This is a genomic window from Bradyrhizobium sp. 2S1, assembly GCF_011516625.5.
Taxonomy (GTDB): Bacteria; Pseudomonadota; Alphaproteobacteria; order Rhizobiales; family Xanthobacteraceae; genus Bradyrhizobium; species Bradyrhizobium septentrionale.
On sequence record NZ_CP147717.1, the window covers coordinates 41,915 to 62,881 of the forward strand.

A 20,967-nucleotide genomic window follows, 5' to 3' on the forward strand; every position below is an offset into this window, starting at 1 on the left:
CTCGAAGCGCTCGTCCATGAACTGGTTTACCCGACCTCGTTGAGGCGACAGGTCGTGATCATCGTCAGCATGATGGCGGCACGGTCGGCGCCACGCTGGCTGCCGGCGAAGGTCCAGTTGCGCCTTCCCAAGGCGATGCCCCTCAATGCGCGCTCAGCACAATTGTTGGTCAAGCAGATCCTGCCATCGTCGAGGAAGCGCGCGAAGTCGTCCCAGCGCCTGAGCATGTAGTTGATCGGCTTCAGGACCTCGGAGGAGCGCGAGAGGGTTTCGCGCTCACGCAGCAACCTGGCGTGCACGTCCTCGCGAAGCGGCTTGCTCTTTTCCTGGCGCACGGCGCGCCGCTCGTCGGCGCCGCGGCCGTTAATGGCGCGCTCGATCTCGAACAACGTATCGAGGCGTCTGACTGCCTCCAGCGCGATCGGGGAGACCGGTTTGCCCTTCTTACCTTCCCGAGCATTTTTCTCGATGTCAGCCAGCTCGAAGAAGCCCCGCCGCGCATGGGCAAAGCAAAACGCCGGCGTAATCGGCCGCGCCTTCTTCTGCGGGTCGAACAGCGGCTCGAAGCCGTTGTAGCAATCGGCTTGCAGGATACCGGCGAAGGCGGCCAGATGCTTCTGGGGATGCTCGCCTCGTCGGTCGCTTGAGATGGCGTAATACACCGCCGCCGGCCGCGCAGGCCCGGCGAAGGCCGGTCATCCCGCACATAAGTCCAGATCCGGCCGGTCGTGCACTTGCCCTTCGCCAGGATACGGATGGTGGTATCGTCGCCATGAAGGCGAGCGGCCGCGAGTACATGGCGTTCGATCAAGTGGAAGAGCGGCATGACGGCGAAGGTCCCGTGGCCGACCTGGTCGGCCAGCGTCGACAACGGCAGGTCGATCCCCTCGCACTTGAAGCGCGCACCCTGGCGGTTGAGCGGGATATGCATGCCGAACTTATCGAACACGATCGTCGTCAGCAATTGCGGGCCGATGAAGCCACGCGGCGTGGCATGGAACGGCGCGGGCGGCGGGCTGATCTTCTCGCAATCGCGGCAGGTGAACTTCTCGCGTACCGTCTCGATCAACTTGAACCGGCGCGGGATCTCCTCCAGCGTCTTGGTCACATCCTCTCCGATCTTCGCCAGCCGTGATCCACCGCAGCAGGCACAGGTCGTTGGAGCCTCAATGACGACGCGCTCGCGTTCGATGTCATCCCGACCATGGCTTGCGCACCGGCCGCTTGCGCATGAAGGGGCGGACGTTCTGCGTCTTCGCCGCGGCGGCCTGCGCGGCAAGCTCATCCTCGCTCGCCGTGGTGACGAGGTCTTCGAGCTCCAACTCCAATTGCTCGAGCAGCCGTGCCGTGCGCTCGGAGCGCTGCCCGTACAGTTCGCGTTTGAGCTTCTCGATCCGCAGCTCGAGATGCGCGATCAGCGCCTCGTTGTCCGACAGCTCCGCCCGCGCACTGGCAGCCACCGCCTCGGCTCGCAGCCGCGCCTCACGCTCGGCCTGCAGCGCCGCCAGGGCACTCGCAAGGTCCGATGGAAGATCGTCCGGCTTCGATATCATGAAGCCATTGAATCAGATCAAGCAGCAGATTCAAACCGTAAAACGGCTATCCGACCCGCGTCGGGCGCTGGGTTTCTTGAGGGTTGCGCCAATCGATCCCGGACAACAGATAGCTCAACTGCGCCGGCGAGATCGTTACCGATTCACCGGCAACCGATGGCCAGATGAACCTCCCTCTCTCGAGTCTTTTGGTAAACAGGCATGCTCCCTGGCCATCGTCCCAGATCATCTTCACAAGATCGCTGCGGCGACCGCGGAAGACGAACAGATGACCGCTGAGCGGGTCTTTGCGCAGCACCTCCTGCACTTGGAGCGCCAACGACGGAAAGCCTCTGCGCATATCCGTGTAGCCTGTCGCGAGCCACACACGCGCGCCGGTCGGAACCGGGATCATCGGCGCACCAGGGCATCGAGAACTCGACGCAGCGCGTCTCCATCAACGTCGCCATCGACCCGGATGCGGTGTCCGCTACCAAGATCAATCTCGATGATGCCATGGCTCCTCCGTCGACGCGCCGGCGCCGTCGCGCAATGGCGCTTCGGCCACATCTCGCGGCGGCACAGACGGCCCAATCTCGACCGGCACTAACGGCGCTATACTCGTCTCACTGTGCTTGCAAAGCTCTTTGCGCCACCTGAACAGCTGGCTCACATGAAGGCCGGCCATGCGAGCCACCTCGGAAACAGTGGCTCCGGGCTCGAGCGATGCTGCAACTAGCCGTTCCTTCTCATCCTGCGACCACCGACGCCGCCGCTCGACCGTTGTGATCAACTCTGCCCGCGAAATCGTCATAGCGCTTCTCCTAGGATTACCCCTGGGACCTGCAGCGCTCGCGTCCGCCAAACAAGGCGGCCCTCAACGGAGGGATACGCCCGAAGGCCCGCCAGATGCGTTGCACCGTCGATACCGACAGGCCGCTGGCCTTCGCCATGCCGCGGGAACTCCAATGAGTGGCGTTCTCGGGGCAACTCTCCAACGTCCTCACGATCATGGCTTCGATACGGACATCGTCAACCGTACGTGGCGCCCCGGAGCGGGGCTCGTCATGCAGCCCGTCCACGCGCTGCTCCACAAAGCGCCGCCGCCACTTGCCTACCGTTGACCGGCCCAAGCCCAGCTTGGCCGCCACTTCCTTGTTTTGACCGCCTTCCGCGCAGGTCAGCACGATCCGGGCTCTCAGAGCCAGCGCCTGCGCCGTCTTCCGCCGCGTCGTCAGCGCCTTCAGTTCGGTGCGCTCTTCATCACTCAATGTCAGGGAGGCAAGTTGCTGGACCGCCATCAGATCCTCCGTCACTGCTGCTGCCTCCAGCCTTGGCACAGCGACGCGAACCTGCTGCGATTCTGCGATTGCGAACTTGTGACTCGGGACACTAGCCAGGGCGAAGACGCATCCGCCATCATGTTCGGCGAGGGCTTCGTGAAGGATGATGCACCGGGCTCAAATACAATATTTCCAATAGTCTCAAGCTGACTTGAGTGAACTCTCCGAAACCTTATTCCCGACAAACCAGTCGCCTTTGTAGCCCACGGTCTGCATGCTACGTTTAAAGCATATCCCGGTTCGTTAGGTCGGCTCCTATGGGGAGACAGTGAGAGAGCGCCGGGAAGAAGCTCCGAGCCAAGATAAACCGGCTGCGGTGAAGACCTCAGCCATCAACATGCGATCGCTATCATTGCCCCGAGCGGCGACGAGACGCCTCGCAGCATCCGCCGCGACGCTGTGCGCTTTCGCATGATAGGCCAGGAAGGTAATCTCCTTTAGAAACTCTGGCTTAATCGAGCCCACCTTGCGGGCTTGAAGCCAATGAAAGAGTTCACTTGCCCGCCCCGCCCCCGCCGCAGCAAGGGCCCATGCCATTTCTGCTTCTGCAGAGGGCTGCTGGCGCAGCAGTGCGTCCATGACCGCCCAGTTCTCATGTACGAGACCTAAACGGATGTAAGCCCGGGCGACGTCGACGAGGACCGACGGATGGAGAAGCTCCGGTTCATGGGAAAGTTCGGGCGGGCGCCCCTGGGCGAATCGAAACGGCAGCGTCTGACGCAAGGCAGCAACCGCTTTGTGCCCACGGCCGCGCCGCAGCTCGACCTCAACGATCTGCAAATACGTCCGCACGAGTTCACGTCTCACCTCGGCAGTCGGGTGCTGGGCCTTAACCCGTACCAGGATGTCCGCGCAGTCATCCGTACGGCCTAACTGCCGGTATTGGCCAGCCAAAAGCCGCATTAGCCCAATGTCGCGCGGGTGCTCGTCCAGTTGGCCTATCAGCAATCGGATTGAACCGGCGACGTCACCGGAACGAGCTCGGACCTTCGCTAACGCTGCAACAGTCGGCGGTGATCGGTCGCCAGCCTCGAACATTTGCTCAAGCAGATTGAGCGCGACTTGCGTATTGCCGGCCTCCAACTCGAGGAGCGCCAGTTCGCTTCCGCGAGGGACCAAAAGCGCGCTGAGCGAAACTGCCATGAGCACGAGAACAATCAGGAACACCGGAATCGACGGAGCCGCGGGCAGCAAGTCGCCAAGCTTTGGACCGTGATTGAGGCGCGGAAAGAAGGGCTTCATGGAGGAGGTACAATCCGGGTGAGATCTGGCGTGGCAACATAGGGAATAAACCCGTTTGCACGCTCCTCAGTGTAGATCTTCGCAATGTTTTCTTTGTCATTAGGATCCCAGTAGTCGAGCGAGAAGAGCTGCAGATTGGGGTCGCGGCCGCCAGCCGCCCACAACTGCTGGCGCTGCCACTCGTAATCCGACTCTGAGACGAAGCTGTAACGACCCGTTCCGGCATCGAACGTAGTGCGGACTGACTCGCCGAGAACCATGTCAAAATGACCTGCGATCAGCGGGAGTACCGCAAAGCCCCGGTTTATCATGATCAGAATGCCCGGAAAGGCCGTCCGAATTGCGCGGACGAGATCGGCAGCGCCCTCAACCATTCCTCCATAACGGCTCGGGTCCTGCCTCTCAAGGAATTCGGCCGAGTCAAGTGTATCAAGAAACACTCCATCAAAGCCTTTTTGAAGAATTCCGGGAACGAGGTCTTTTACCACGCGCCGGCGCCAGTTTTCATGTCGCAAGTCGATGAACCGTGCGTCTGGCCAGTTTGCGTTCGCTCCGAAAAGCAAGCCCTCAGCAGCGAGCTCGACAAAATAAGGGCGTCCAGAGTGGACCTCACTCAAGCTGAGATAGCCCAAGTAAGTCGCGTCGCGACGGAATCGGTCGAGAGGCGCGAGATTTAAATCGCTGTCGAGCGCCGCAAGGGCAAAGGCGCCAATGGCTGGATCTGTGCTCGCGCCATAATAGACGAGGAAAGGGATTTGGCCTTTCTTCCGTTTTTCGCTCAGCTGGGCTGCTCCCAAGAGAGACGGAGCACACGATATGATGCCTAGCAGGATCCCAAGTTGTCGGCGGCTGATCAAATGTGCCCTCTCCTCACGGGCCATGGGTAATCGCCAGACTTCTCTGCCCCTCCGCAAGAGCGAAGCAATCTCGCCTTTGGCCAGCGAGCGGTTGCGCGACGGTCGCACCCGTTTGCAGAACTTCATCGACGTATCTCCAAGAGCCGAAGGCGTGACGACAGAATTGACGCAAAGGCGCGGCTCGACTCTTCGGTACAGCGACGAAACAAAATACAGATCATCGCGACTAGCGAATCGGAGTCAGCTTCGGAAGTTGGCACGCGAACAACGTGACATCCGGTGGCCGGCTCGTTTTCGACCACGCCAACCATTGCTCCATACTGCCCGTTTACGGTCATCATGGCATTGGTCGTGGTTGAGGACACAGTGCCGCCCCACTGCTCGTGTCGACGGCAACAGGCCGTTCAAACACGCAGATCTCAGACGCGTCTCGCTCAAGACTACGGCTGCGGCCCCTCGTCCGCTGGCGATAGGCTGTAAGTTGGTCGGCCCATCCATTGCCCGAAGACCGGTGATCCGGCGAAATGAGTTCATTCATTCGTCAACGCCGCTGGAGCTAAATGCCATAATGATAGTATCCCGCCTAACCAACTCGTTTCCTGAAATGCAGTTGAATCCTTAGACCCTTGCTCCCGGAAGGGTGTGTTAGGGACAAGACGCAGCTTCTCCGACGCAATTGTAATTGGTACGCTTTCTGCGAACCAACGAAAAAATCTGATTTGTATCAGACCCAGCGCATACTCGGCGGTTCTAACGCGGTGGACAAGCCATTGGCATTCGACAAGGCAAGATCGCAACGAACCGGGTCCAGAACGACCGAAGCAGAGCTGACGTTGTAGATCGAGGCGACTCTTCAGCTAAGCCTTCAGCGCTCGCGAAAAGCGCGTTCGAACTGATCTGTGAGCGGTTTCGTCAGATATGACAGCGCGGTTCGTGCTGACGTCTCGATGAAGGCGTCGACCGGCATCCCGGGAAGCAGCTTGTGATCGGTAAGCCGAGCGAGTTCGCCGCTGTCGGGAGTAATACGAGCGGTATAGTAGAACTGTCCTGTTTCCTTGTCCCGGGTGGCATCCGGAGACAACCGGGTCACCACTCCCTCCACCTCCGGCGTCGTGCGCTGGTTGAAAGCGGTGAATCGCAACATGCTTTGCCGTCCGATCTTCAGCTGGTCGATATCTGTACTTGGGATATGAACCTCGACAGACAATAAATCGCTGCTGGGAACGACCAGCATCAACTGTTCGGCCGGGTTAACCACGCCGCCGACGGTATGGACGCTGAGTTCGTGAATGATCCCGTCGATCGGAGCCCTGAGTTCGACCCGCCGCAGCTGATCCTCAGCCGCGATTTTTCTTTCCTGCAGCTCTGCGATGCGGCCCTCGACCTCACGCAGCTCTTTTTGCGCGTCGGAGAAGCGGTTCTGGTCAACGGCGAGAATCTTGAGCCGCGTTTCCGCGATCTCGCCACCGATTTTGGCGATTTGCGCCACCAGTGTTCCGATCTCGCCCTCAATCCGGGTCTCGTCGCGCTGCAGGCTTAGCACGCGTGTTACCGGCAGCAGATTTCGCTTATAGAGATCATTGACTCGCGATAACTCCTCACGAATCAACGCTACTTCGCGGGCCTTGGCGGAGTTCTGCAGCGTCAGCCCCTTGACCTCGTCTTCGTTCTGCTTGATCCGCTCGCCGAGTTGCGCCTTCTGTCCGTTCAACGATCCCAGTCGCGCATGAAATAACCGCCGCTCTCCGCTGGCGACCCGCTCCGCTTCCTGGCCGGATGCTGTGAAGCCGGGTGGGAACTCCAGGTCGTCCCGATCGTCACGCTCGGCGGCCAAGCGCGTCTTCCGGCCAACCAACTCGGTCAATTGCGATGTGACGATGCCCAGCAAGGCGCGCGCCTGCGTCCCGTCCAGCTTGACCAGCAGATCACCGGCGGAGACGCGACTGCCGTCTCTTACGAGAATCTCTCCAATCACCCCGCCCTGCTGATGCTGAATCTTTTTGCTGCTGCCGTCGACCACAACGATCCCATGCGCGATTACGGCTCCCGACAGGGTCGCCACGCTGCCCCAACCGAAAACGGCAAGTGCAACCAGGCCGGAAAGAGCCAGGCCGGTAGCAAGTGGACGCCGCAGCTCGGCGACATCCACCGGCGAAGCCGCCGGGCGGGCTCCTGTCGAGCGCCGCAAGTTTTTGTTCAGGGCTACAACCGAAGCCGTCATGCCGAAATCACTCCGTTTCAACTCATCAACTGACAGCGGTCCGAACCGGATGGACCAAGACCTTCTTCAGCACCTCGTCTTTCGGGCCGAATGCGCTCAATCGCCCCGCATTGATCATGGCGACGTGATCGACGGAGTTGAGCGCGCTGGGCCGATGCGCAATGACAAGCACGATGCCGCCACGGTCCCGAACGCCCTGGATTGCCGCTGACAACGCGCATTCACCTTCGGCATCGAGGTTCGAGTTGGGCTCGTCGAGAACGACCAGGAAGGGGTCACCGAACAGCGCGCGGGCGAGCGCGACGCGCTGGCGCTGGCCCGCGGAAAGCGCCGAGCCATCGGGGCCGACATTGGTCTCGTAGCCAACGGGAAGGTGGAGGATCATATCGTGGACGTCGGCGGCCTTGGCCGCCGCGATGATGGCCCGGCTGTCCGGCTCCTCCTCGAGGCGGCAGATGTTCTCTGCAATGGTCCCTTCGAACAGCGTAACGTCCTGCGGTAGATAGCCGATATGCTTGCCCAATTCGTCGGACGTCCAGCCATCGAGCTCGGCGCCGTCAAGGCGAACGGACCCATGCAGCAGCGGCCACACGCCGGTAATTGCACGCGCCAGCGACGATTTGCCTGCCGCGCTGGGACCGATTATCGCCAGCGCCTGGCCGGACCGCAGCTCAAAACCCACGTCGCACAGAACAGGACGTTGGGTACCGGGCACACACACCGTTGCATTCGCCAGCGTCAGCCGCTCGACTGGAGGCGGAAGAGCCAACGACGGCGCAGCGACCGTAAACCTGTCGAGCATCTTCGACAGCCGATCAAAACTATGCCGTGCGGCCAGAAAGTTGCGCCAGTGCGCAATTACCTGCTCGACCGGGGCCATTGCCCGGGAAGTGGTGATCGAGGCAGCGATGATTGCCCCGCCGGTGACTTCGCCGCGAATGGTCAGGTACGCACCCAACCCCAGGATGGCCGATTGCAGCGTCAAGCGCAGGAACTTGGAGACGGCAGCCAGCTTCGAGGTCACGTCGCTCGCCTTGACCTGCAGCGTCAGATAACTTTGGTTGGCCCTTTCGAACCGATGGACGGCGCGGCCGACGAATCCCATCGCCTGCAGCGTCTCCGCATTTCTCGCGTTGGCGTCGGCTATCGCCTTACGAGCGGCGTCAGCGCGCGCGCTCGCCCGCACCTCGTGGCGCGACAGCAATTCGGACAGGAACGTGAGTAGGACGAGGAGCAGCACCCCCGCAAGGCACATCACCCCGAGCAAAGGATGCAGCAAGAACACAACAGCGAGATAGAGCGGCATCCAGGGCAAATCCAGGAAGGCGACCGGACCGCCGCTGGCGAGAAAGGTACGGATCGTGTCAACATCGCGCACCGGCTGCTGCGCCGTCGATCTTGACGCACCTTTGAGGGGCAGGTTGACGGCCATGGCTTGCACCGAGCCAGCGACGCGGCGATCGAACAGAACCGCAGCGCGGCCCGATGCCTGGTTGCGCAGCAGGTCGAAGACGCCATAGAAAGCGTACAGGACGAACATCAGGACAGACAAAGATACCAGCGTCGGCACGCTGTGGCTCGCCAATACGCGATCATAGACCTGAAGCATGTAGAGGGAACCGGTCAACGTCAGCAGGTTGATGATCCCCGATATCACTGAAACAGCCAGAATCGCACCGCGAAAGCCCGCAAAGGCCCCGGCAAGATCGGAAGTTTGGTTCTTGGGCTGATCGCCCGGCTTCTTCGGCAATGTCCTGTACCTATTGCAATAGAGAAACGACACGTGCCGGAGCACTGATAGATCGGCGTCCGGCAATTACTCGGCTGCTCCTCTCTCCCGCTGGTCAGCTATCAAACGAAATGGATGTCAGCGGTGGCGCTGGCCTTGAGCATCGACAACGTCACATTATTCAGCGTAATCGTGTCTGTTGGATCCAGCGTGATCAGCACATTGCTGCCTTGTTGCACCACAGTAACCGGCCCACCCGCGGCGTTGAGGGCCGCCCCATTGACAAGCGCGGTCTCGGTCGTACCGGCGGCGAACATGGACGACGATAGCTCCAGAAAATCGTGGTTGGCGTTGGTCATATTGGCCGTGAAATCGGTGATCACGTCCTTGCCGAAGCCGGCATGATTGAACACGAACGTATCGGCGCCGTCGCCGCCGGAGAGCCTGTCGTTCCCCACTCCGCCCTCCAGGTGGTCTTTGCCTCCATTGCCGAAGAGCGTGTCATTGCCGATGCCGCCTGTGATGGTGTTCGCCAGACCGTTGCCATTGCCGGTGAAGTTACCGGTTCCGAAGTGAGTCAGATTCTGCACGTTGCCCGGCAATGTGTAGCTGGCGAGCGTGGTCATCACGGTCGCGTTCGTGCTGCCCGCCGTCTCGTTCACGGTGGTCGAAGAACTGGTGACGGTGAAGGTGTCTGCGCCGCCGCCGCCCCTGAGGACCACATTGGCGAGACCGGCATCGCCCAATGAATCGGCGCCCGCTCCGCTGGTGATCTGTTCGCCGGCCACTGTTGCCGTCGCGGTGAAACTTTCGCTGCCGGTATAGACCAGCCTCTCGACGTTGGCTGGCAACTGGTAGGTCGATAGCGTCGTCTGCACGGTGTCCGTGCCGTTGTTGGCGGACTCTGCGATGATGGTGCCAGGGTTGCTCACGATGAAGGTATCGTTACCCGCGGCGCCGAGCAGCTTGATCCCGCTCTGGCCGTTGTCATTCAGAATGTCCGCCCCAGCGCCGCCGTCCAGCGTCTGGTTAGCCGCGCCGGCTGTCAGGGTGTCAGCACCTCCAAGCCCCGAAATGATCGCGCCCGTCATCGAGCTCGTCAGCGCGTCATTGCCGGTGGTTCCGTTGACCGCCGTCGGTGGAATCCCCGTGCTGCCACCGAGTTGCGCGGCCGTCAGGACGAGCCCGCCGTTGAATTGGAACAACTCGAAATTGCTGAAGGTCGTGGTGCCGTCCGGCGAACCTGCCCTCGTATCGGTCAGGCTGAGGCTGCCGTCCGGATTTGCGGCGACCCTGTACTGCGCGAACTGGCCGGTGAACAAGGCGGTATCGGTGCCGTCGCCGCCGTTGAGAATGCTTGTGCCGTCAAAGCCACTGAACGTGTTGCCCAGCGCGTTACCGGTGGCGGTGATGCCGGCGCTGGCCGTGTAGACGAGGTTCTCCGCATTGTTGGGCAACACATAGTTTCTAAGGTTGGTGCGAACCGTGTCCGTACCGGCATTGGTTTGCTCGACAATAACATCATTCGCCCTTGTCACGACGTAGGTGTCGTCGCCGGCTCCGCCGCTCATGGTATCGACGAGGCTTGCCGCAGCGGCTGTACCTGCGTCGCGAAGCGTGTCATTGCCATCGGCGCCGTCCAGGATGGTGTTGCCGCCGATGCCCGCCGTCAGCGTGTCGTTGCCTGCCAGCCCGAGGATGATCTGGCCTGAGTTAGCAATGGCGGAGCCGGTCAAGACGTCGTTGCCCGGTGTTCCCATGACAACGGAAAACGCCAACTGGGCCTGAGTCAGCACAAGGCCGTCGCCAAACTGGAAGTTCTGGATGTTGATATCGGTATCCGTGCCGTCGGGCGCACCTGCACGCAGGTCGGCCACGGTAACGCTGCCGTCTGCATTCTGCGTATAACTGTAATTGTTCACGATGCCGGAATAGACTGCGGTATTTGTAGCGCCACCGCCGTTGAGGACGTCGTTGCCACCTCCACCGTTGATGATGTCGTTGGCCGAGCCACCAAAGAAGATGTCGTTGCCGCTCGACGCGACAGCGGCCGCACCGTCCGAGACCGTGACATTATGCTGAACCTGCACACCCTGCGGTGAACTCGTAGAGACCGCCAGTAGCCCGTCATTGAATACCAGCGACAGATCGGCTCCGTTGAGCGTGGCGAGCGGTGCGCCCTGGATCGAGACGATATTCGCGCCCGGCGTCTTGACGTGAATGTCGACCACGCCGTCGCCTGTCATCGAGAAGGCCAGGTTCGCTCCGTCGCCGGTCACAGACAGGAGGTCGGCGCGCATCGGCAGCGCCTCGATATGCGTGACATCGTCCTGCGTCGCGCCGAGGGTGACTTTGAAAGTCCCGCCGCCGTACGGCAGAAAGATGCTGTCGCTGTCGTAGGCGTACCAGTTGCCGGCGTTCTGAATGACCTGACCGGCGGCGTTGGTGACGTTCAAGGCCATCCCGCCAAGGTCCGGCGCCGTCGAATCCGGCGTAATCGTCGCGGTGATGACGTTGCCATTGGTGGTTTCGGAAATCGTCGCCTTCTGCTGCGCGGCGATGCGGGCGGCGAGCGTCTCCATGGTCACGAACTCATAGCCCGCATTGTAGGCGTAGGCGATGAAGTCCGTGAACATCTGGGTCGTATAACCCGGATCACCGCCGGCGCCGTTGGTATCCCAATTGGTAGCGCCATAGTCGTGCCACGGCCATACGATGATCGGCGCCTGGGAATTGGCCGATAGCTGATTAAACAGCGCCTGCCAGTCGGCCAGCGCCTGCTCGGGTGTCTTGTTCTGAAACTGGATTTCAGTGAAGTCGAAGGTGATGTTGGGCGCGATATAGACCGAACCGGTATTGGTCGGATCAATATAGCCAAAGGCGTTGGGATAGCCGGCCCCTGCCCCGGTCCAGCCGCCGGTGACGTAGCCGGTGAGCCCGCCCGCCACGCTCTGGTAGTACTGCATGATCTGCTGGGACGTACTCACGGTCTCGGCGGCGCCGGGCACGGCCGCACCGGCGATCGCGACGCCGATCTGCTGCTGCAAGATCGTCTTCGATTGTCCGAACTCGTAATTGAAGGTCCAGTTGGGCGCCGAACCGTTGGCTGGCGGCGTGACGTAGAGCGTGTTGGTGTTCTCGTTCCAGGTGGAGACCGGTGGATTGATGAGGTGGGTATAGGAGTGATTGCCGATCTCGCTGCCCATCGCGACGATCGACCGATAGTAGGGTGCGGAAACCGCCCAGTTGGTGAAGTTCTCGTTGTTCGGATTGGCGTTGTCGCCGATGTTGGCGTAGTAGGTGCCGACAAAACTATATTGCTGTTTCCACTGCTGCAGGATCGGGATCAGAAGGTCGTAGATACCGGCTTGGCCGCCTTCCGGCGAGACGTCGGACCGGAATTGCGACTGGTCCAGATCAGTGCGCGAGGCGACGATGCCGGCCATGCGGGAGGTATCTAGCGACAGGCTCGGCGTGGTGCCGAACACCGCATTCTGGATGGCGTGCTGCAGCAGGTTGCTGTCGCCGAGCAGGCCGGTGGTCGCGAACAAGGTGTTGGTGCCGCCGGTGGTCGTCTGCACTACGCCGGCGACAGAGGCTCCGCCCTGAACGTTGATATCCGCGAGCGTCGTGGCCGGCTGCGTGACGCCGGAGAAGGTCTGGTATCCCGTGTTGGTGTAGTAGCCCGCCGGCGTCCCAGCGAACTGACCGCTGGCGCCGCCGATGAGTTCGCCGGCCGCGTAGCCGGCCATGATCGGATTGTGATTGGCAAGCGCCGCGGGATCTGCCGTTACCGAATAGGTTGCCGTACCGAACCCGCCCAGCGTCACGTCCAGCAGCGCCTGCATGTTGGCGTAGGAATTGCCCGGCAGCGGCGCCCCGATCTCATCGTTGGTCAGGAAATTGCCCGCCGTAATGATCGGCACGTGATAGCCGTACACCACATGGCTCAAGGCACTCACGATCGAGGCGACCTGGCTCGACTGGACATTCTCCATGTCCGGGAAGATCAGCGCACTGTATTGCGAGAGCTTGGCAACATTGGTGAGGTCGGCCTCGGTCAGGAGGTCATAGGAGACCCCGGCAGCCGCCGCCTGATGCTGCGCCGCCATGAACAGATCGGCATAAGCGGTTTGACCAGCCGCCGAGCCGCCGAAATACAGCGCGGCGGTGGTCGCGGAAAAAACGATGCCGACCTTCTTGATGGTGTGATCCACCGGGACCAGCGTCGATGGATCGGTGATGACGTATTGCGGGTTGGTGAAATCGCCGGGCAGAGCCACCTCTCCGTTATTGATCAACGCGGCAAAGTTGATCGAGGTGGGTGCGGGACCGCCGGTCGGCGTCAGCAGCGCCTGCGGGATCGCGACTTCGACGCTTTCGCCATCGCTGGAAACGCCGAAATTGAGCGGCGCGCCCTTGTTGAGCAGGGTTTCTGTGCCGGCAGATGTGCGCGAGTACAGGTAGGGTTGAAGCACGGTATTCGCGTCGAGCAGGAACTTCACCTCATATTCAGCCCCTATTGCACTGCCGAAAACCAAATATCCGGTTGCAGCATTTTGATCCGTATTGAGATAGATCGAGGTATTAGCGGCGATGACCGGATCGGTCGCGACAGCCGCGTTGATGCCGACCACATAGTTCTTGCCGGTCGCATCGTCAACGAGCGCGCCATAGACCTGATAATTGGCGACAGTGTTTCCCGGTCTCTCGACAATGTCATTCAGCGACCAATCGGCGAATCGCCCATCGAGCGTCAAGTTTCCAATTGTTGCCGCCATTTGTGTGATCCCTCAAACCGTTTTGCGTCTTCCTTCGCCATGGCTATGACGTTGCGAGGCCGCATGACCTGATGCACGGAGACAATATCCTTCCGACGTCGCGCCGAATTATCGCGGGATTCGAAATGCTGCGATTGATCTGACTTCGACAAGGCGGGTGACCTGCCTCTTGTTGACGGCATACTAAAATGCAAAAGGAGCAAGCCTGTCCAACGGGAATCCCTGTTGCGTGTCAGACTTCGTCTCACATTCCTTGAGAGCGCTGGGTCTCAGCCATCGCCAAAGAGGCCATGCGCCGCCACAGACGAATTCCGCGCCCCAGTCAATCGAGTGGGCTCGCTTCTTGGACAAATGGGCCCGACTGACATCCGGAAACTCACTTAAGCGGCTCTCTTCCTAGTCATCTGGAACGCAAGTTCGTCACATTATATGATAGCTCGAATCTCTCTCGATAGAGGAGAGCGCTTGTGGCGAATGCGGGTGTGAGAGGCCGGCCGATCGAGCCGTTGGTGCTGAGTGCGCAGGAGCGGACGTACTTGGAGAGACAAGTTCGTCGTCATCGTATTGCCCGGTCGCTATCTGAGCGATGCCGCGCGATCCTGCGGTGTGCGGACGGGTTGCCAAGCAAGTCCGTGGCTGCCGAACTCGGCATCCACGAGCACACCGTTGGCAAGTGGCGCCGCCGGTTTTTGAAGGATCGCTGTGATAGCCTGCTCGACGAGGCCCGCCCTGGCCGCCCTCGCACCATCAACGACGATCAGGTTGCAGCCGTGATCGAGCGAACGCTGCGTACTACGCCAGCCGACGCGACGCACTGGTCGATCCGCTCGATGGCTGCGGAGACTGGCTTTTCCCACACCACGATCCGCCGAATGTGGTCGGCGTTCGGCTTGCAGCCGCACCGTAGCCAGACATTCAAGTTGTCGAGCGATCCACTGTTCGTCGACAAGGTGCGCGATATCGTCGGCCTTTACCTGTCCCCACCGAACCGAGCCCTTGTCCTCAGCATCGATGAGAAAAGCCAGATCCAGGCGCTTGATCGCGAGCAACCGGTCTTGCCGATGATGCCTGGCGTGCCGGAACGTCGTACGCACAGCTATGTGCGGCATGGTACGACCTCGCTGTTTGCCGCGCTCGATGTCGCCTCAGGGTTCGTCATCGGCAAATGCTACAAGCGCCACCGAGCAGTCGAGTTCTTGAAGTTTTTAAAAGAGATCGATGCTCAAGTTCCTGAAGGCCTCGATGTCCATATCGTTATGGATAACTACGCCACCCACAAGACACCCAAGATCAAAGCGTGGCTCACCCGCCGGCCTCACTATCATGTCCATTTTACGCCGACTTCCGCGTCGTGGATCAATCAGTAGCGCTGGTTCGCTGAACTCACCAGAAAGCAAATCCAGCGAGGTGTTCACACCTCCGTCAGGCAGCTCGAGGCCGACATCCGGACCTTCATCGACCTGCACAACCAAAACCCGAAGCCCTTCAAATGGACCAAGTCCGCAGACCAGATTTTGGCTTCCGTCAAACGCTTCTGCCACAAAGCCCAACAGACATTATGTGGCGAACTTTAGATTCACGTGACTAGCCCGTCCTATTCGTGAGAGTGCTTTTTTTAGTCCGATTGATGTGGCCGCACATCTGCTCTGACGAGGCGCGCGGGATTGCCTTCGGCTTTTCACCGCCTGACCGACCCGTACTTTGCAACGCGCTTGAGGTGTAGGTTGGGCGAACGGGGGGCGGACGCCCCGCCGGTCAAGGACCGAGAGGCAGCAGCGCGCCTGGCAAGCCGCGGATCAGGTCGGCTTCGGGACATGCCGCGGCAAACGCAAGGCGAATGCGGCTCGTGGTCTCGACGACACGGGCAGCGAGTTTCAAGAGACGAAGACGCAGCGTCGCGAACTCGGCTGTGGCCAATTCCCGGGCTTTGGGAATCGCGTCGCGCACGGTCAGCATCAGCCAATAAGCGGCGGTGTGGAGAACGAGGCGGACTTGATTGGCGAGCGCCGAACGGCAGCTGGTGCGATCGGAGGCGAGCTGTGTCTTATGCAGCTTGATCAGATTCTCGGCTTGGCCGCGCGCGCAATACAGGCTGTCGTAGATCCACTCGGCCGAGCCGACATCGAGGCTGGTGACGACGAAACGGATGTCGAGGCCGAGCATCGTCGCCTCAATACGGGCGACGGTACGCCGTTCGCGATCCCAGGACTTGGCCTTGTGGCGCGTCTCGGTATAGCCACGCAGAACCGGCAGGTTCTCGATGGCGCGTCGCGTGCGGATGTCGTCGGCGGCCTCGTCGAGTTTTCTGGCGAGCGGCTTGGTGCCGGACAGACCGAAGATGTAGTCGATGCCGTTGGTCTCGCACCACGCCATTGCCTCCGGCCGGGCATAGTGCCCGTCGCCACGGAACGTAATTCGCGTGTTGTGCCACCGCGTCCGGATATGCCGTATCAGGCGGCGCAGATGGGCACGCACCTCGACGCCGCCCGGCGTCTTGCCGGGCCGCAACACGACCGCCACGGGCCGGCTCTTCTCCGTGTCGTAGACGTGGATCGGCAGGAAGCAGCGTTCGTCATAATGAGCGTTGAACAGCGAGAGCTGCTGATGGCCGTGGACGACATCGCAGGTATCATCGATGTCGAGCGTGACGGATGCCGGCTCGCGCGGGTAGCTATCCATCCATGCGTCGACCAAAGTGTAGGTCAGTCGGATCACGTCGCGCAGGCGCGGAGCATTCTCCAGCCGCGACAGCGTCGGTTGGGAACACAGATCGCGACCCGTGTCCGGCAGCCGTCCGCAGGCCAGCTTGAATGCGGGATCGGACCGCAGATGATCGAGGTCGTCGGCGTCCTCGTAGCCGCAGCAGATCGCGAACATGCGCGCGCGGAACATATCGACAAGGCTGTGCACGACCCGCGTCGGATCGCGCCGATCCGGGAACACCCGGGCCAAATTGTCGGCCAAGCCGAGACGCCGCTCGGCCATCGCCAGAAGCATCACGCCCCCGTTCGAGGTCAGCCGACCGCCATCGAAGGCAGCTGTGACTTTCTTGGCGTGAACGGCTGGAAACGAGAAGGGCAGAATCGTATCATCGGTCATGGCGGGCGTGCTGTTCGCGGCTGAAGGTGATGGGGTTGGCTTTGCAACCGAATCCTACGCCGCATCAGCGCTTTACACCACGCTCGCCAGCCTCTCAGGCGCACTCTGACGAATAAGACGGGCTAGGTTCTCAAAAGTGAGGACCTTCGTGTTTTTGAAGCCACGTTGTCTGATGGTTCCGGCGAGCGTGCTTTCGGTACCGGAGCCCTGGGTCGTGCAGATCGTCGCGCCGTCTAGCTCCGCTACCGACTTCACGCCGGAGGCAACCTTCACCATGACGCCGGTGCCGTCGTAGAAACTGATCGGCAGGAAATCGATACCGATGGCTGACTCGCGCACCGGCTTGACCGTGGTGTGTGCGAAGACGACGTCGACCTGGCCGGTCTGTAGAGCGTTGAACCGACTCTTGTCGGTCACGACTACGAAGTTGACCTTCGCGGCGTCGCCGAGCACAGCGGCCGCCATCGCCCGACAAAAATCCACGTCGAGGCCTTCCATCTTGCCAGTCTTCGTATTGAGGTAGCCGAAGCCCGGCGCGGTGTTGTCCGTACCGCAGTTCAGGATGCCGCGTTGCTTGACTGTGTCCAGCACGGCGGCCGAAGCAGCGCTCACCCAAAGGCTTGCAGCCGCGGTTAGCCCAGCGGCAAGAAGTTTCCCGTATTTCATGACGCAATTCCCCTGCTATTCGTTAGGTCATCGATCGAACCCGGCAACGAAATCGCGCCCTATCTCCTGCCGGATGGGTTTGTTCCCGCATGGAACCATGCGAAAATTTTCTTCCACGAGTTGCGAATTCGAGATCGCCGTGGTTCCTCGAGCTCGGTCCGCTACCGTCGCCTCACGGAAGCTTCAGCCTGATAGCCAAATTCCGTCGTGATCAAGGGGAAAGGGGCGCCCCTCTCACAATGAGCAGGCTAGGCGCAACCATGAATACAGGTCTACTTAATTAACATTGACATATACGTTAGGGAAATTGCATGATTAAGGACTGAGCAAAACCCGAGTTCACCGCATGGACTTTGCCCGCCTGCGCACACTTCGCGAGCTGTCACTGCGAAAAACAATGGCATCGGTGGCCGACGCCTTGTTTATCTCGCCCTCCGCTGTCTCTCAGCAGATTGCGTTGCTCGAGGACGAAGTTGGGGTTGAGCTTGTCGAGCGCCGCGGGCGAGGCGTCCGCCTGACTCCCGCAGGCGAGCGCCTCACCGAACATGCAGGAAGGGTGATCGGCATCCTGGAGGAAGCCAAGACCGACCTGGCGGAACTCAAGCGCACCGTTGCGGGAGAGCTGCGCGTTTCGGCTTTTCCATCGGTGGCAGCGTCATTGATTCCTCGGACGATGCGGGCCATGGCCAATCGCTTTCCAGACCTTGCGACGACCTTCGACGAACTTGAGCCAATGGACGGCCTAGCCGCTCTCCGCGCCTGGCAGACGGACGTCGCCATCGTGGATGATTTGACGACCGCGCCAGGAATTCCCGAGGCGACGGTTGAAATGCTTCATCTGCTCGATGACAGCCTCCACGTCCTACTTCCCGAAGGCCACCCGCTCGCGGATCGCCCGTATGCCACCTTGCGTGAACTGAGCGAAGAGAAATGGGCGCTCGACACGGCCTCGATCACCTATTCCAATGTCATTGTCAAAGCCTGTAGGGACACTGGCTTCGATCCCGTCATTAATGGGCACTGTCACGGCTTCGAAGTGGTGCGCGCCTTGATCGAGGCCGGATGCTCGATCTCGATCATTCCAGGCCTTCGGGGCCGCGACTACGTTGGAAAGCTCTGTCTGAAGGAGATCAGGCCGACCATCGCGCGAAAAATTTTCGTGGCGTACCGGCGTGGCGAGAAGCGCACCCCCGCAATAGCCGCCTGCATTTCAGAGCTTCAGACGGTTGTCAGCTCGCTTCCGTCAGCGAGTTGGCTCGTTTCCGCAGATCGAGTCGTTCAGACACTCGCAGACTAGGGCCTGTTTGGATTCATCTTGAATTTATCACAGCGGCGGTGAGATTGATCATGGCTTCGAAGCTGATATCTGTTTTGTCGGCTCGCATGGCGATCCGCTTGAATTCCTTGAGCTTGCAGAAGAAATTTTCGATCAGATGTCGCCATTTGTAGATTTCCGCGTCGATGGCGAGAGGTTTTGCGCGCCGCGGGTGCTGGGAGATGACGACCTTGGCGCCGCGTGCGTCGAGGTCGGCAATGATGGCGTTGCTGTCGAACGCCTTGTCGGCGATCATCGCATCGAAGGTCAGCCCTTCGATCAACGGCGGGACGCCGACCGTGTCGAAGCGCTGTCCTGGCAGCAGCACGAAACGCAGGAGATTGCCGAGCGCGTCGGTCAGTGCCAGGATTTTGGTGGTCATTCCGCCTTTCGAGCGGCCGATCGCCTGGTTTTGCGTCCCCCTTTTGCGCCCTGTCCGTGGCGGTGGACTTTGACGATGGTGGCATCAACCATGACGTACTCCATGTCCGGCTCGTCCGAGACCGCATCAAACATGCGCTTCCAGACGCCCGCCTTGGCCCAGTCGCGGAAGCGCGTGTACACGGTTATCCAGTTGCCGAAGGCGCGCGGCAGATCGCGCCACGGACTGCCCGTGCGCGCAATCCACAGCACGGCTTCGACAAACAGCCGGTTGTTATTGCCGCTCCGGCCGGGATCACCCGGCTTGCCAAGACAAAGCGGCTCCATCTTCGCCCATTGGGCATCAGTCAAAACGAATCGGTCCATCCCAAGCTTGAATCACAACCAAGCCAGGATGAGAATCCGGAATCCAAACAGGCCCTAGGCAGGCTGCGTAAATTGTCGGCCGATCTCGCGTCGAGATAGATCCGCTCTTGGCGCATGAAAACCTCCTTTAAGGACGGAAGATAGCTCCGGCGGACGGAATCGGACGCCTATGGCGTCCTGATCATCCGCGAATGTGAGATTCGTGTTCGCCAAAGCCGACTCTTGAAACTCGCTGCCCGTGTCGTCGAGACCACGAGCCGCATTTGCCTTGCGTTTGCCGCGGCCTGTCCCGAAGCCGACCTGATCCGCGGCTTGCCAGGCGCGCTGCTGCCGCTCGGTCCTTGACCGGCGGGGCGTGCGCCCCCCGTTCGCCCAACCTACACCTCAAGCGCGTTGCGAAGTACCGGTCGTCGGGCGGTGAAAAGCCGAAGGCAATCCCGCGCGCCTCGTCAGAGCCGATGTGCGGCCACATCAAGCGGACTAAAAAAGCACTCTCACGAATAGGACGGGCTAGCGAGACTGACCACCTTGCCCCCCGAGAGGCTCAATTCTCAAGGGTGCGAGCAAAGAGTATCGCGGAGAAGGACTGCACCGCACCTACCTGGATTGGTGGCAGCCGAATCCCACCATTGGTCTATGCTGGTCCTTCAGGACTTGCAGATTTAGGAGAGATTAGGAGAGACGAGAATGGCTAAACGCGCACGCATTCGCTACGTCAGAGCGGCGAGGATTCTTGCCGCGAATCAGGAGCGAAGATGACGAAGAGGAGTCGCCGGACGCATTCTCCGGCACCGCTTATTGGCTGATGCTGACCGTGCGCGACGCGATTCCCAAAGTCCGGGAATTGGCCACTGCCGAGTTCGCGACGCTGCGTCTTCGGCTTCATTCACGGCAAGGTGGCTTTGGCGGCCGTGAAGGGGGAGAAGACGTTGGCCGAGCTGGCGCAACTGTTTGATGTCCATCCGAACCAGTCTGTCGCCGAGCCGCTTGCGCCAATGGCTCAGGTCCGAGCGCTCGTGCGGGAATGCGTGCTGGAAGAACTCTTCGCCAGTGAAGTACTGGAAATACGGGTCGTGGACCCAGCGTTCGCATACCCCCTCATCGGACAGCCCGTAAATGCGCTTGAGCAACAACAGCTCGATCACGAAGCGGGTCTCAATCCCCGGCCGGCCGTTCTCGCTGTAGAGCGGCGCGATCTCGCCGTCGATCCAGTCCCAATCGATCTTGCCGGTGAGCCGGACCAGCTCGTGCTTCAGATTGATGATCTGGTCGAGCCGCGCCCGGAAAAGATCGTTCGCTCCCGTCGTTTTGTGCTTCTTCGGCCGCATCGTGCCCTCCGATGCGGACAGGGAATCATGCTTCGCCCGTCGAGGAATCTCGAAAACGAAATTGCAAGCTTCCGATGCACAAAACACCAAAACCTTGCAATCTCAGA

The 20,967-nt window shown here is 60.6% G+C and carries 12 protein-coding genes and 4 pseudogenes; 3 read left to right on the forward strand and 13 right to left on the reverse strand.

Translation table 11 applies throughout. The annotated features are described in order from the left end of the window. Positions 1–32: 32 nt before the first annotated feature. The 9 genes and pseudogenes from tnpC to HAP54_RS00245 all read right to left on the reverse strand — a co-directional run. Positions 33–1,553: pseudogene (gene tnpC, locus HAP54_RS00210) on the reverse strand (IS66 family transposase); the annotation flags it as partial. 46 nt (positions 1,554–1,599) lie between these two features. After that, positions 1,600–1,947: an IS66 family insertion sequence element accessory protein TnpB gene (tnpB, locus tag HAP54_RS00215; protein WP_165125844.1), complete on the reverse strand. Its 348-nt coding sequence runs from the start codon at positions 1,945–1,947 to the stop codon at positions 1,600–1,602. A gap of 84 nt (positions 1,948–2,031) precedes the next feature. Then, positions 2,032–2,346: an IS66-like element accessory protein TnpA gene (tnpA, locus tag HAP54_RS52330; RefSeq protein WP_084518735.1), complete on the reverse strand. Its 315-nt coding sequence runs from the start codon at positions 2,344–2,346 to the stop codon at positions 2,032–2,034. A 16-nt stretch (positions 2,347–2,362) separates the two neighbouring features. Next, on the reverse strand, positions 2,363–2,833 hold the full coding sequence (locus HAP54_RS00220; protein WP_224741436.1) for a helix-turn-helix domain-containing protein: 471 nt from the start codon (positions 2,831–2,833) through the stop codon (positions 2,363–2,365). 297 nt (positions 2,834–3,130) lie between these two features. Beyond that, entirely contained in the window at positions 3,131–4,117 is a 987-nt protein-coding gene (locus HAP54_RS00225) for a tetratricopeptide repeat protein (RefSeq protein ID WP_029084575.1), read from the reverse strand. Continuing rightward, on the reverse strand, positions 4,114–5,100 hold the full coding sequence (locus HAP54_RS00230) for an endo alpha-1,4 polygalactosaminidase (protein WP_084518734.1): 987 nt from the start codon (positions 5,098–5,100) through the stop codon (positions 4,114–4,116). The genes HAP54_RS00225 and HAP54_RS00230 overlap by 4 nt, the downstream gene beginning before the upstream one ends. A gap of 739 nt (positions 5,101–5,839) precedes the next feature. Then, positions 5,840–7,195 carry an HlyD family type I secretion periplasmic adaptor subunit gene (locus HAP54_RS00235; protein ID WP_029084573.1) on the reverse strand — a complete coding sequence of 452 codons (1,356 nt, stop codon included), beginning with the start codon at positions 7,193–7,195 and terminating at the stop codon, positions 5,840–5,842. 25 nt (positions 7,196–7,220) lie between these two features. Next, the gene (locus tag HAP54_RS00240) at positions 7,221–8,945 is read right to left on the reverse strand and encodes a type I secretion system permease/ATPase (protein WP_166298506.1); all 1,725 of its coding nucleotides are present in this window, start codon (positions 8,943–8,945) and stop codon (positions 7,221–7,223) included. 101 nt (positions 8,946–9,046) lie between these two features. Continuing rightward, entirely contained in the window at positions 9,047–13,705 is a 4,659-nt protein-coding gene (locus HAP54_RS00245; protein WP_166298507.1) for a hypothetical protein, read from the reverse strand. A gap of 467 nt (positions 13,706–14,172) precedes the next feature. On the opposite strand from HAP54_RS00245, the pseudogene HAP54_RS00250 reads away from it, so the two are divergent. Then, positions 14,173–15,279: pseudogene (locus HAP54_RS00250) on the forward strand (IS630 family transposase). Positions 15,280–15,460: 181 nt separating this feature from the next. On the opposite strand, the gene HAP54_RS00255 reads toward HAP54_RS00250, so the two are convergent. Both HAP54_RS00255 and HAP54_RS00260 read right to left on the reverse strand, forming a co-directional pair. After that, positions 15,461–16,804, reverse strand: a complete 1,344-nt coding sequence (locus HAP54_RS00255) for an IS1380-like element ISBdi2 family transposase (protein ID WP_166204320.1) — start codon at positions 16,802–16,804, stop codon at positions 15,461–15,463. 72 nt (positions 16,805–16,876) lie between these two features. Then, positions 16,877–17,470 carry a transporter substrate-binding domain-containing protein gene (locus HAP54_RS00260; protein WP_224741435.1) on the reverse strand — a complete coding sequence of 198 codons (594 nt, stop codon included), beginning with the start codon at positions 17,468–17,470 and terminating at the stop codon, positions 16,877–16,879. 346 nt (positions 17,471–17,816) lie between these two features. Here HAP54_RS00260 and HAP54_RS00265 point away from each other — a divergent pair, with 346 nt between their 5' ends. Beyond that, a complete protein-coding gene (locus HAP54_RS00265; protein WP_166298508.1) occupies positions 17,817–18,767 on the forward strand; it encodes a LysR family transcriptional regulator in 951 nt (316 codons plus the stop codon). 13 nt (positions 18,768–18,780) lie between these two features. Here HAP54_RS00265 and HAP54_RS00270 read toward each other — a convergent pair. Further along, positions 18,781–19,532: pseudogene (locus tag HAP54_RS00270) on the reverse strand (IS5 family transposase). Between the two features lie 222 nt (positions 19,533–19,754). On the opposite strand from HAP54_RS00270, the gene HAP54_RS00275 reads away from it, so the two are divergent. Continuing rightward, positions 19,755–19,877 (forward strand): hypothetical protein, encoded by a 123-nt coding sequence (locus HAP54_RS00275; RefSeq protein WP_283843099.1) that lies wholly within the window; start codon positions 19,755–19,757, stop codon positions 19,875–19,877. 596 nt (positions 19,878–20,473) lie between these two features. Here the strand turns inward: HAP54_RS00275 and HAP54_RS00285 are convergent. Next, positions 20,474–20,860, reverse strand: a pseudogene (locus HAP54_RS00285) (transposase); the annotation flags it as partial. Between the last annotated feature and the right edge of the window lie 107 nt (positions 20,861–20,967).